This is a genomic window from Mucilaginibacter sp. (assembly GCF_036568825.1).
In the GTDB taxonomy this organism is placed as follows: domain Bacteria; phylum Bacteroidota; class Bacteroidia; order Sphingobacteriales; family Sphingobacteriaceae; genus Mucilaginibacter.
In genome coordinates this window covers 1-11,955 of sequence record NZ_DATCRU010000054.1, presented here as the reverse complement: position 1 = coordinate 11,955, position 11,955 = coordinate 1, and the positions used below count along the sequence as shown (strand labels likewise).

The 11,955-nt window shown below is 41.4% G+C and carries 19 protein-coding genes; 16 read left to right on the top strand and 3 right to left on the bottom strand.

The window, feature by feature from the left end:
- The 16 genes from rpsH to VIM89_RS10225 all read left to right on the top strand — a co-directional run.
- A partial coding sequence (gene rpsH, locus VIM89_RS10300; protein ID WP_488156062.1) for a 30S ribosomal protein S8 occupies nucleotides 1–327 on the top strand: 327 nt, incomplete at its 5' end.
- Between the two features lie 22 nt (nucleotides 328–349).
- Nucleotides 350–907 (top strand): 50S ribosomal protein L6, encoded by a 558-nt coding sequence (rplF, locus tag VIM89_RS10295; protein ID WP_488156061.1) that lies wholly within the window; start codon nucleotides 350–352, stop codon nucleotides 905–907.
- 5 nt (nucleotides 908–912) lie between these two features.
- Nucleotides 913–1,263, top strand: coding sequence for a 50S ribosomal protein L18 (gene rplR / locus VIM89_RS10290; protein ID WP_488156060.1), 351 nt, complete (start codon nucleotides 913–915; stop codon nucleotides 1,261–1,263).
- A gap of 85 nt (nucleotides 1,264–1,348) precedes the next feature.
- Nucleotides 1,349–1,867, top strand: a complete 519-nt coding sequence (gene rpsE, locus VIM89_RS10285) for a 30S ribosomal protein S5 (RefSeq protein WP_368045680.1) — start codon at nucleotides 1,349–1,351, stop codon at nucleotides 1,865–1,867.
- Nucleotides 1,868–1,872: 5 nt separating this feature from the next.
- Nucleotides 1,873–2,052: a 50S ribosomal protein L30 gene (rpmD, locus tag VIM89_RS10280; protein WP_488156059.1), complete on the top strand. Its 180-nt coding sequence runs from the start codon at nucleotides 1,873–1,875 to the stop codon at nucleotides 2,050–2,052.
- Nucleotides 2,053–2,056: 4 nt separating this feature from the next.
- Complete coding sequence (gene rplO / locus VIM89_RS10275) at nucleotides 2,057–2,503, top strand: 50S ribosomal protein L15 (protein WP_302901804.1); 447 nt, start codon at nucleotides 2,057–2,059, stop codon at nucleotides 2,501–2,503.
- A 6-nt stretch (nucleotides 2,504–2,509) separates the two neighbouring features.
- Nucleotides 2,510–3,859: a preprotein translocase subunit SecY gene (secY, locus tag VIM89_RS10270; RefSeq protein ID WP_488156058.1), complete on the top strand. Its 1,350-nt coding sequence runs from the start codon at nucleotides 2,510–2,512 to the stop codon at nucleotides 3,857–3,859.
- Between the two features lie 9 nt (nucleotides 3,860–3,868).
- Entirely contained in the window at nucleotides 3,869–4,660 is a 792-nt protein-coding gene (map, locus tag VIM89_RS10265) for a type I methionyl aminopeptidase (protein WP_488156057.1), read from the top strand.
- Between the two features lie 64 nt (nucleotides 4,661–4,724).
- Nucleotides 4,725–4,943 carry a translation initiation factor IF-1 gene (infA, locus tag VIM89_RS10260; protein WP_022833270.1) on the top strand — a complete coding sequence of 73 codons (219 nt, stop codon included), beginning with the start codon at nucleotides 4,725–4,727 and terminating at the stop codon, nucleotides 4,941–4,943.
- A 7-nt stretch (nucleotides 4,944–4,950) separates the two neighbouring features.
- A complete protein-coding gene (gene ykgO / locus VIM89_RS10255; RefSeq protein WP_022833269.1) occupies nucleotides 4,951–5,067 on the top strand; it encodes a type B 50S ribosomal protein L36 in 117 nt (38 codons plus the stop codon).
- 143 nt (nucleotides 5,068–5,210) lie between these two features.
- Nucleotides 5,211–5,588: a 30S ribosomal protein S13 gene (gene rpsM / locus VIM89_RS10250; protein ID WP_488156056.1), complete on the top strand. Its 378-nt coding sequence runs from the start codon at nucleotides 5,211–5,213 to the stop codon at nucleotides 5,586–5,588.
- 120 nt (nucleotides 5,589–5,708) lie between these two features.
- Nucleotides 5,709–6,098, top strand: a complete 390-nt coding sequence (rpsK, locus tag VIM89_RS10245) for a 30S ribosomal protein S11 (protein WP_488156055.1) — start codon at nucleotides 5,709–5,711, stop codon at nucleotides 6,096–6,098.
- A gap of 65 nt (nucleotides 6,099–6,163) precedes the next feature.
- Nucleotides 6,164–6,772, top strand: a complete 609-nt coding sequence (gene rpsD, locus VIM89_RS10240; protein WP_488156054.1) for a 30S ribosomal protein S4 — start codon at nucleotides 6,164–6,166, stop codon at nucleotides 6,770–6,772.
- Between the two features lie 175 nt (nucleotides 6,773–6,947).
- A complete protein-coding gene (locus VIM89_RS10235) occupies nucleotides 6,948–7,940 on the top strand; it encodes a DNA-directed RNA polymerase subunit alpha (RefSeq protein WP_488156053.1) in 993 nt (330 codons plus the stop codon).
- Between the two features lie 144 nt (nucleotides 7,941–8,084).
- On the top strand, nucleotides 8,085–8,678 hold the full coding sequence (gene rplQ, locus VIM89_RS10230) for a 50S ribosomal protein L17 (protein ID WP_488156052.1): 594 nt from the start codon (nucleotides 8,085–8,087) through the stop codon (nucleotides 8,676–8,678).
- Nucleotides 8,679–8,803: 125 nt separating this feature from the next.
- Nucleotides 8,804–10,045 (top strand): adenylate/guanylate cyclase domain-containing protein, encoded by a 1,242-nt coding sequence (locus tag VIM89_RS10225; protein ID WP_488156051.1) that lies wholly within the window; start codon nucleotides 8,804–8,806, stop codon nucleotides 10,043–10,045.
- 73 nt (nucleotides 10,046–10,118) lie between these two features.
- On the opposite strand, the gene VIM89_RS10220 is transcribed toward VIM89_RS10225, so the two are convergent.
- The 3 genes from VIM89_RS10220 to VIM89_RS10210 form a co-directional block, all read right to left on the bottom strand.
- Nucleotides 10,119–10,661, bottom strand: coding sequence for a hypothetical protein (locus tag VIM89_RS10220; protein WP_488156050.1), 543 nt, complete (start codon nucleotides 10,659–10,661; stop codon nucleotides 10,119–10,121).
- A gap of 139 nt (nucleotides 10,662–10,800) precedes the next feature.
- Nucleotides 10,801–11,256, bottom strand: a complete 456-nt coding sequence (locus VIM89_RS10215; RefSeq protein WP_488156049.1) for a hypothetical protein — start codon at nucleotides 11,254–11,256, stop codon at nucleotides 10,801–10,803.
- A 261-nt stretch (nucleotides 11,257–11,517) separates the two neighbouring features.
- Nucleotides 11,518–11,955: hypothetical protein (locus VIM89_RS10210; RefSeq protein ID WP_488156048.1), on the bottom strand; the 438-nt coding region annotated here is incomplete at its 5' end.

Below are 11,955 nucleotides of genomic sequence, written 5' to 3'. Positions count from 1 at the left end.
GAAATTCCTGCATCAAATCTGAAGAAGGAAATCACGAAAGTGCTTTTCGACAAAGGTTACATTGCCAATTTTAAGTTTGAAGACAATGGTCCTCAAGGTACTATTAAAGTAGCTTTGAAATACCACCCGATAACTAAAATCCCTGCTATCCGCAGCATCTCGCGCATCAGTAAACCAGGTTTGAGAAAATACGCAGGTACGGCAAATTTGCCACGTGTATTAAATGGTTTAGGTATCGCTATCTTGTCAACCTCTAAAGGTGTAATGACCGACAAAGAGGCCCGTCAGCAAAACATCGGCGGCGAGGTATTGTGCTACGTTTATTAATCAATAGAGGAGGAATTAACTAATGTCAAGAATAGGAAAAGCACCTATAGCAATACCTTCAGGAGTTACTGTTACCGTATCTGACGCAAACGTAGTTACTGTAAAAGGACCTAAAGGCGAATTGCACCAGGCGGTTGATAGCGATATCACCGTAGCGCAGGAAGACGGCCATTTATTGGTTCAACGTCCTTCTGACCAGAAACGCCACAAAGCATTACATGGTTTATACCGTGCGCTTTTAAATAACATGGTTGTTGGCGTAACCAATGGTTATAAATTAGAGCAGGAATTAGTTGGTGTGGGTTACCGCGCTACTAACACAGGCAACACTTTAGACCTTGTTTTAGGATACTCTCACCATTATGTGTTTGAATTGCCTAAAGAAATTAAAGTTACAACAACTGCTGAAAAAGGTAAAAACCCTACTATCATCTTAGAATCAATCGACAAGCAATTGATCGGCCAGGTAGCTGCGAAAATCCGCTCGCTGCGTGCACCAGAGCCTTACAAAGGTAAAGGTATCAAGTTTGTTGGCGAACAATTAAGAAGAAAAGCAGGTAAATCAGCATCTAAAAAATAATCGTCATGACAGGTAAATTATCAAGAAGAGACAGAATTAAAAAGGGGATCAGAAAGAGACTTTCAGGATCTTCAGAGCGTCCGCGCTTGTCAGTGTACAGGAGCAACAAAGGTATTTATGCCCAGATCATTGACGATGTAACCGGAAAAACTATCGTTTCAGCTTCATCTTTAGCAAAAGATTTCGCTGCAAAAGGAACTAAATCAGAGCAATCTGTTGAAGTAGGTAAGGCAGTTGCTGCCAAAGCTATCGCTGCAGGTATTAAAGATGTAGTTTTTGATAGAAATGGTTACCTATATCATGGCCGTGTTAAATCACTGGCTGAAGGTGCACGTGAAGGCGGCTTAAATTTCTAATTAGTGAATTACTGAATTAGCGATTGAGCGAATTTTAAAATCACTAATTCACTCATTCACTAATTCACTCAATAAAAAAAGAGAGATGTCAACAATCAACATAAAAAGAGTAAAAACCAGCGAGATCGAATTGAAAGATCGCCTGGTGAGCATACAACGTGTTGCCAAAGTAACCAAAGGTGGCCGTACTTTCAGCTTCTCTGCTATCGTAGTAGTAGGTGACGAGCACGGTGTTGTAGGTTACGGTTTAGGTAAGGCGAAAGAGGTTACCGAGGCAATTGCAAAAGGTATTGATGATGCTAAAAAGAACCTTGTAAAAGTGCCTATTATCAATGGTACTGTACCTCACGAACAATATGGTAAGTTTTCAGGCGGTTTTGTTTTCATTAAACCAGCTGCAAACGGTACCGGTGTAATTGCAGGTGGTGCGATGCGTGCCGTATTAGAGTCTGCAGGCGTACACAATGTATTGGCAAAATCAAAAGGTTCATCAAACCCTCACAACGTGGTTAAAGCAACTGTATCAGCATTATCACAAATGCGTGACGCTGTTACTGTAGCTCAGCACCGCGGAATTGAATTAGGAAAGGTATTTAACGGATAATCATCATGGCAAAGATCAAAATAACCCAGATTAAGAGCGTGATCGATAGGACCGAGCGCCAGAAAAAAACAATTGAGGCTTTGGGCTTGAAAAAGATCAACCACAGCGTTGAAGTAGAAGCTACTCCTGCTATCATCGGTATGGTACGTAAAGTTAATCATTTGGTAGCTGTAGAAAATATTTAATATCATGAATCTAAGTAACTTAAAACCTGCAGAAGGTTCTACTAAAAATAGTAAAAGAATTGGTCGTGGTACCGGTTCAGGCCGTGGTGGTACATCAACCCGCGGTCACAAAGGTGCCGGTTCACGTTCTGGTACAAGCACTAAGGTTGGTTTTGAAGGCGGTCAGATGCCATTGCAGCGCCGCTTACCAAAAGTGGGCTTCAAGAACCCTAACCGTGTAGAGTACGTAAGCGTAAACCTTGATGCTTTACAAAAATTAGTAGACGATTATAAAGTTTCTGCAATAGATTTTGCAACTTTGAAAGAACATGGTTTAGTTTCGCGTAACGACCTGGTGAAAATCTTGGGCCGTGGCGAACTGAAAGCCAAGTTGGAAGTTAAGGCGCATGCTTTTTCTGCAACAGCACAAAAGGCAATTGAAGCAGCCGGTGGTACTATCGTAAAGTTGTAAATTTCAATGAAGAAATTAATCAATACATTATCCAATATTTGGAAAATTGAGGATTTAAGAGTGCGTCTTATTAACACACTCTTATTTCTTTTAATATACCGCATAGGATCATACGTGGTCCTTCCCGGTGTAAACTATGCATCCCTGAATACGCAAAAAGCGAAAGAAGGGCTGGTAGGCTTGCTGAACTTGTTCGCAGGAGGTTCGTTCTCACGTGCCTCTATTTTTGCGTTAGGCGTAATGCCTTACATTTCGGCGTCTATCGTTGTGCAGCTGCTTGGTATAGCGGTTCCTTATTTTGCCAAACTACAAAAAGAAGGTGAAAGTGGTCGTAACAAGCTTAACCAGTGGACCCGTTATCTGACAATCGGTATTACTGCGTTGCAGGCATACGGTTATGTACACTCACAGATCAATGCTGACCAGATAAGCCCTGCTATCAATATGTTTACATTTAACATTTTGTCGATCTTCGTATTGACCGCAGGTACATTATTCGTAATGTGGCTGGGTGAAAAGATCACTGACAAAGGCATAGGTAATGGTATCTCCCTGATCATCATGATCGGTATTATTGCTGGTTTGCCACCTGCATTCTTCGCTGAGTTTGACAAACGTGTAAACGGACAGGGCGGTTTGATCACTTTCATTGTTGAAATTGTAGCACTTATTGTTGTAGTAATGTTTACTATCCTGATCGTTCAGGGTACGCGTAAGGTTGCTGTACAGTATGCAAAACGTATTGTTGGTAACAAGCAATATGGTGGTGTGCGTCAGTATATCCCATTGAAAGTAAATGCTGCAGGTGTGATGCCTATCATCTTTGCCCAGGCGTTGATGTTCATCCCTGCTACCATTCCACAGTTTTTTCCATCAACCGGAACCAATCCTGTGGTAATGGCTTTGGCTAACTACAACTCATGGGAGCACAACTTACTGTTTGCATTCCTGATCATCATCTTCACGTATTTCTATACCGCTATTACGGTTAACCCTAACCAGATGGCTGAGGATATGAAGAAGAATGGCGGATTTGTTCCGGGTGTTAAACCAGGCAAATCAACTGCCGATTTTATTGATGGTGTGATCTCAAAGATCACTTTACCCGGTTCGATATTCCTGGCGATCATCGCTATCATCCCTGCTTTTGCAACCGTAATTGGGGTAACCAATGTGTTTGCAAGATTCTTCGGTGGTACGTCGCTGATCATTCTTGTAGGTGTGGTTTTAGATACTTTACAACAGATAGAAAGCCATTTGCTGATGCGTCATTACGACGGTTTGATGAAAACCGGCCGTATCACTGGTCGCACAAGCATCCCTACGTCGGCAGGAACGACTCCGCCGGTTATTTAATTTTATAACATGTCAAAGATCCATTATAAGTCTGTCGAAGAGATAGAACTCATAAGAAAGAGCTCTTTACTTGTTTCCAAAACACTGGCCGAGATAGCAAAAGTTATCCGGCCAGGTATAAAAACTATTGAATTAAATAAACTAGCCGAAACTTTCATTCGCGACAATGGCGGGATTCCTGCATTCCTAAACTATAACGGGTTCCCTTATTCATTGTGCATCTCGCTGAATGATCAGATCGTACACGGTTTTCCCGGGCAGCATGTATTAGTTGAAGGTGATCTTGTGTCGGTTGACTGCGGTGTAATCCTCAATAAGTATTACGGTGACTCAGCTTATACTTTCGCTATTGGCGAGGTAGATGAGACCGTTAAAAAACTGATGCGTGTTACCAAAGAGTCGCTTTATCTCGGTATCGAAAAAGCGGTAGTTGGTCAGCGTATTGGCGATATTGGTTATGCCGTACAGGAACATGCCGAGAAGAATGGTTTTGGTGTAGTAAAGGAATTGGTTGGCCACGGAGTAGGTTTGCGCCTGCACGAAAAACCAGAAGTGCCGAATTACGGAAAACGTGGTTCGGGCATTAAGCTGGAAGAAGGAATGGTGATTGCGATAGAGCCGATGATCAATGCCGGCAGGGCAGGAGTGAAGTTTTGGGATGATGGCTGGACAGTATCAACCTCCGATAAAAAACCATCAGCGCATTACGAACACACCGTAGCTGTGCAAAAGGGTAAAGCAGACATACTTTCGAGCTTTGAAGAGATTGAAGAAGTTTTGAAAGAAAAAGTTAATAATTAAAAAATTATTACTTATCTTTGCAACCCGGTTTTAAAGCGGATAATAAAGTAATAATCAGTAAAATATGGCTAAACAATCTTCGATTGAACAAGACGGTACAATTCGGGAGGCATTATCAAATGCAATGTTCAGGGTTGAACTCGAAAATGGTCATGAGATTATTGCACATATATCTGGTAAAATGCGTATGCACTACATCAAAATTTTACCTGGCGACAGAGTAAAGCTGGAGATGAGTCCATATGATTTAACAAAGGGTAGAATAACCTATAGATATAAATAATAAAGAGATGAAAGTTAGAGCATCCATTAAAAAACGTAGTGCTGATTGCAAGATCATCCGTCGTAACGGGAAACTTTATGTGATCAACAAAAAGAATCCTAAGTTTAAACAACGTCAGGGATAAAGAATAATTAGTGAATGACTGAATGAGTGATGGACTGAATAATCACTAATTTGCAATTCACTAAATCACTAATTAAAATAATTGTAACGGTTCGTACAACGGTGGCCCGCCGTTCGGTCGTTATTTAAAAACAAACAACAAATATGGCAAGGATTTCAGGTATTGATTTACCAAAGAACAAAAGAGGAGAGATCGGACTTACTTACATTTATGGTATTGGTCGCTCAACTGCTCAAGACATTTTAACCCAGGCAGGCATTAGCTTCGATACTAAAGTTCAGGATTGGACCGATGATCAGTTAACTGCTATCCGTGGAATTATCAACGATCAGATCAAAGTTGAAGGTGCCCTTCGTTCAGAAGTGCAGCTTAACATCAAACGTTTAATGGATATAGGTTGCTACCGCGGTACACGTCACCGTAAAGGTTTGCCTTTGCGTGGCCAGCGTACCAAAAACAACTCACGTACCCGTAAAGGAAAACGTAAGACTGTTGCTAACAAGAAAAAGGCTACTAAATAATAAAGGATAGGGATCAGTGATCGGTTAACCGGTTACTGGGAATAGAAAAATTAAAGAGATTAATGAGTCCGAATTATTCGCTAATTCACTAATTCATTCAATCACTAATTAAAAAAAGAGATGGCTAAAACTAAAAAAGTTACCAAAAAGCGTGTTGTAGTTGTTGAGTCAGTTGGCGAAGCACATGTAAACGCTACTTTTAACAACATCATTATTACCTTAACCAACAAAAGCGGACAGGCTATTTCATGGTCTTCAGCTGGTAAGATGGGTTTCAAAGGTTCAAAAAAGAACACTCCTTATGCTGCTTCACAAGCTGCTGCCGATTGCGGTAAAGTAGCTTACGACCTGGGTTTACGCAAGGTTGAAGTATTTGTAAAAGGACCGGGTGCAGGCCGCGAGTCAGCTATCCGTACTTTGCAAACTGCAGGTATCGAAGTTACCACTATTAAGGACATTACACCACTTCCGCACAACGGTTGCCGTCCTTCAAAAAGAAGAAGAGTTTAATTAACCAAATTTTTAAAGCTAAGATTCACCGGCTGCGGGCTGCGTGATACTTTAAAACAAACAAAATGGCTAGATATACAGGTCCAAAATCAAAAATCGCGCGTAGATTCCGTGAGCCAATCTTCGGTCCGGACAAGGCGTTAGAAAGAAAAAACTACCCTCCGGGTATGCATGGTGTCTCTAAAAGAAGAGGCAAACAGTCAGAGTACTCTACTCAGCTGCAAGAGAAACAAAAAGTAAAATACACTTACGGTGTATTAGAGCGTCAGTTCGAAAACCTGTTTCACCGTGCATCAGCCAAAGAAGGCATCACCGGTGAAAACTTGCTGAAATTCTTAGAAGCTCGTTTGGATAACACCGTATACCGTTTAGGTATTGCTCCAAGCCGTTCGGCTGCACGCCAATTGGTAGGCCACAAGCATATCAATGTAAACGGAGAAGTAGTGAATATCGCTTCTTACAGCTTAAAAGCAGGCGATGTGATTTCAGTTCGCGAAAAATCAAAATCACTGGAAGCAATTGCTAACTCAGTTGCAGGCAGAAAGATCAACAAATACAACTGGTTAGAATGGGATGCTGCCAACTTAACAGGCAAATTCCTGAGCTATCCAAACCGCGATGAGATTCCTGAAAATATCAAGGAAAACCTGATCGTCGAGTTGTACTCTAAATAAGATTTGAAATTTTAGATATGAGATTTGAGAAATACTTCAAATCTCATATTTCAGTTTCAAACATATGTAAGCAAAAGTGGTTTAAGATAAGGATTTGAAAAAGAGGCAATAATCTCACATCTCAAATCTCACATCTCAAATCTTTAATCAAGTAAACAATAAACAAAGGATATAAATGGCAATTTTAGCATTTCAAAAACCAGACAAGGTTATCATGCAAAAAGCAAATGATTTTGATGGCACGTTCGAATTCCGTCCATTAGAACCAGGCTTTGGTGTAACCATTGGTAATGCTTTACGTCGTATCTTACTTTCATCTCTTGAAGGTTATGCTGTTACTTCTGTACGTTTTTCAGGAGTTACGCATGAGTTTTCAACCATTAAGGGTGTTGTTGAGGACGTTACCGAGATCATTCTGAACTTAAAGCAAGTTCGTTTGAAGAAAACAGGTGAATCTGGCGATACTGAAAAAGTATTCGTGATCGTTAATGGTCAGGACACTTTTTCTGCCGGTGACATTACCAAGTTCTCAAATAACTTTACTGTATTGAACCCTGAGCTGGTTATCTGCAACATGGATTCATCAGTAACACTTGAAATCGAGCTGACCATCAATAAAGGTCGCGGTTATATTTCAAGCGAAGAAAATAAAAATCCTGATGCTAACGTAGGTGTGATCGCTATCGACTCGATCTATACACCGATCAAAAACGTTAAATACACTATAGAAAACTATCGTGTGGAGCAAAAAACCGACTATGAAAAATTAGTCCTGGATATTGCTACCGATGGCTCTATACATCCTGAAGATGCTTTGAAAGAAGCAGCTAAGATCCTTATTCAGCACTTTATGTTGTTCAGCGATGAGAACATGATGCTGGAGGCTCAGGCTAAGGAAGAAACCAAAGAGGTTGACGAAGAGATCCTGCACATGCGCAAGATCCTGAAAACCGAACTGGTTGACCTTGATCTTTCAGTACGTGCCTTGAACTGCCTTAAAGCTGCCGATATCCGCAGCCTGGCCGATCTGGTTTCTTACGACGTAGCAGACATGCTGAAGTTCAGAAACTTTGGTAAAAAGTCACTGACTGAAATCCAGGACCTGGTTAAATCAAAAGGCTTATCTTTTGGTATGAACCTGTCGAAGTTTAAATTAGACGAGGAATAATAATTAGTGAATAGAGAATGGTGAGTAGTGAATGGTTTAACTACTCACAGCTCACTACTCTCCACTCACTAAACAACCGCGTAATTCCGAGGGCTTGACGGTAACGCCGCCCGACGGTATGCACGTGCCACAAAACAAAAAACAATGAGACACGGAAAAAAAGTAAATCACTTAGGCCGTACCGACAGTCATCGCAAGGCGATGATGGCAAACATGGCCTCTTCGCTTATCCTGCATAAGCGCATCACTACTACACTGGCAAAAGCAAAAGCTCTGCGCGTGTATGTTGAACCCCTTCTGACCAAATCAAAAAACGATACTACGCACTCACGTCGTACGGTATTTAGCTACCTGCAAGACAAAGACAGCGTGAACGTATTGTTCCGCGAAGTTGCTGAAAAGATCGCTAACCGTCCGGGTGGTTACACCCGTATCATCAAATTGGAAAACCGTTTGGGTGATAACGCGGAAATGGCGCTGATCGAATTGGTAGACTATAACACCACTTATACTAAAGACGGTGCTGCAGTTGCTAAGAAATCAACCCGTCGTCGTGGTTCAGGTAAAGGTGGCGCTGCTAAACCAGCTGCTCCAAAAGCTGAAGCTGCTGTTGAAGAAGCAGTAGTAGTTGAAGAGCCTAAAGCTGAAGCTGCACCAGCAGTAGAAGAAGCACCTGCTGCCGAAGAAACTCCAGAAGCACCAGCTGCAAACGAAGAAAACGCTGAAAAAGGCGAGTAATTAGTAAGACGCGATGCATCGCGTCTCTACATTAAAATATCAACGCCCTGTTCATTTGAGCAGGGCGTTTTTTTGTTCGCTTTTTTTATATTAGCATAAATAACCTTCTCATAATTATAACATTGATGAAACGTCTCTGGAACTATCTCATCACAACAGGTATGGATGAGAATACCCCGCCAGCCGAAACCCGGCATATCAGCTTCCTGAACGCTATTGTGGTGCTGGTCTTGATCCTTATTGCTCAGAACATCGGGTTTTGTTTCCAGTATCGCGTCACCATGTTGCAAACACTGATATTTCTGGGACATGGTTTGTCTATTGGTATCATTTTACTCTGGAGCAAACTAAAACGTTTCCTGCTTGGCAGGATATGGTTTGGCCTGTGGGCACCGTCATTTCTTACCTCTTACCAGGTTACCATGGGCAGCAGTTCCCGTTGGGACGAGTTCCTGGTTGTTTGTGTATTTATTCAATTCTTCATGTTCCCGGCATGGCAACGCAAATGGATGTGGCTGTGTGTAATTTACTCGAGCCTCTGCTTTTTAGGTGTCAATTTTGTTGCCCATGTGCCCCCATATGGTGTGCTGCATCTGCCAAAGGCATTTATAGCTATGGAGACGTCTTTTAATCTAGTAGGCTTTTTGTTTTGCGGCATCGCAATGGGCGGTGTAGGGTACGTGGTGATCAACCGGGCTGAACGTAACCTTTCAATAGAGCGCGATCGTTCTGAAAGTTTGCTGAATAATATTCTGCCGGTACCTATTGCTGAACGTTTGAAACGAAGCCCTTCCACCATAGTAGATGATTTTGAAGAAACATCAATTCTTTTCGCGGATATTGTCGGTTTTACCAGGTACACTGAAACGGTGAGCCCGGACAAACTGATCGCCATGCTCAACGCTGTTTTTACTGAATTTGATAACCTGACCGATAAATACAAAGCAGAAAAGATCAAGACCATTGGTGATGCTTATATGGTGGTTGCGGGTGTGCCGGTTAGCTGTCGCGACCATGCCGAGTTACTTGCCGATATGGCTTTGGACATGCAGGAAATGATCAAACGTCATAACCAGCAAACAGGGCAAACTTTACAGATACGGGTCGGAATCCATTCAGGGCCGGTTATCGCTGGCGTGATTGGCAAACGGAAGTTCGCCTATGATCTTTGGGGCGACAGCGTGAATACCGCTGCACGAATGGAATCGCACGGAATACCGGGCGAAATACAGGTGACCGAAGCGACCTACCAAATCCTTAAACCAAAATATCATTTCGACGAGCGCGGAACGATCGATATAAAAGGTAAAGGGCCAATGAAAACGTTTTTGCTAAAAGGGAAAAATGGGTCTGCTGTATTTGCTTAATGGAAATTTAATGGAGACGCGGCGCATCGGTAACTATATATTACTTTACATCGATGCATCATGAAAATTAAATCTAGTTCTTTTTGATTGAGGTTTTTTTCGGCACGGAATCGACCTTTCTTTGTGATTGATCTTGTTTTGATTTTAACAGTTGTATTAATTCTTTTGACGGTAATAGTTGTGGTATTTTTGATGATTCAACGGCATTTACAATTGAAATAATAAGACTAATAGCACTTATAAATAATGCGCCGATTAACACACGGGTTTGTAATTTACTCTGTTTGCTAATCGTTGTATTTGTTTGTAATGTAGATTCATCTCTTTTAACATTAGCTAAAAAATTAAATCCAGTAATTGTAAGGGATGCAACAATAGTATATCCAATTGGTTGCATTGATTGGTTATGATCAAATATTTCAACTATATCATATCTTATGTTAGCAGACTCCTCCATTTTATCCAAAAAAAATTTGACTTGTGATATTCGGGGCGAAAGATCATAATCGCCATCTTCAGGATAGTATTTTAAAACTAAGTTCGTAATATCGACCTTGACATTGATACCAAATGCACTAAGATAATTTAGAATATCTAAATAAAAATCACTTTCCATAAAAAAGGCTACTGGTTAGGTAGCCTGAAATTATGAATAACTTTTTAAAAATCAATCCCATCCTTGTTTACTTTTTATGATCCCAAATGAATAACCACGTTGCATAATGTCAACAGCAATTGATTAATTAATTTTCTTCCTACTGCTTATTCTCCTTCAGCAAATCCACCCCCGCAGCATTGGTTAACTCATCATCCAAATTGGTATTGAACTGGAAAGTATAGATCTTCCAGGCATCTTTTGGTTTGTAGAAAATGAAGACGAAGCGCACCGGCTGCTTATCGTATTTCACCATGTAGCTTAAAAGTTTTAGGGTGGTGCCGATGCCTTTTTCGGTGATGAGTTCATAGCCATAATAATCACCATCCTGGTCGATGGTTACTTTCAGGTTCTTTTTGATGGCGGTGATGTCGTCGTTTACCTGCTTGTTCTTTTTTACGTCGCCAAAAAGCTGGTCGATGGCATCCATGGGTTTTGTGGCATATAGCTCGAAGAACTTTTTGGACATATCAGCCGGTGTTTGCTCCTGGGCGTTAGCCTTTTGGGCACAGAGAAATAGTACCACAGGGCACAGTAATAGAAATAGTCGTTTCATTTTGCGTTTGAATAAACTACTAATTTAAAAAGATTTTGCCGTGTTGGGTATAGCGACGGCTAATCAAACGGAGTTATATCGACGAAAGGAGGCTCCGCTGGGCCCAATACATAAATGAAAATTATGCTATAAACAGGGGACTCCTATGGAGTCTATCATTGGTCGGGTTTTAGCTCCATAGGAGCTTCCCGTTTATAGAAAAAATAACGCATTGCTTAGGCTCCGTAGGTGCCTCCTTTTTAAGAGCGAATGATCTGCGGCTTAATTCGACACCAAAGTATTTTCTCGCATATCGCCAATCAGCGGGTCGGTTGTATAAATCACGCTGAAATAATTGGCACCGGCTACGGGCGCTTTCACGTCTACATCAAACCGGCCTTCTTCGGATATCCAGCGGGTTGTTTCGAGGTGGCAGTATTTGTGATCGAGCAGGGATTCTATTTGGTGAAAATCCTCTTTACCATAAGTTACGACGTATGAGGTGCAAATTCCGTTATGATCAAAATAGAAGGTGAAGTCGCCTATAGATTTTGATTTGGTAAAGCAAATAGCAGTATCGCCATTTTCGGCCCTGAATTCCTGTACAAATGAGTAGGGGACATGCTCGCTGAAATAGGTTTTGATCTTAGGCATAGTACTGCCAAGCGGAAACTGGGCAGCGGCGGTTAGCGATAGGGTGATAAACAAAAGAAGTATAGG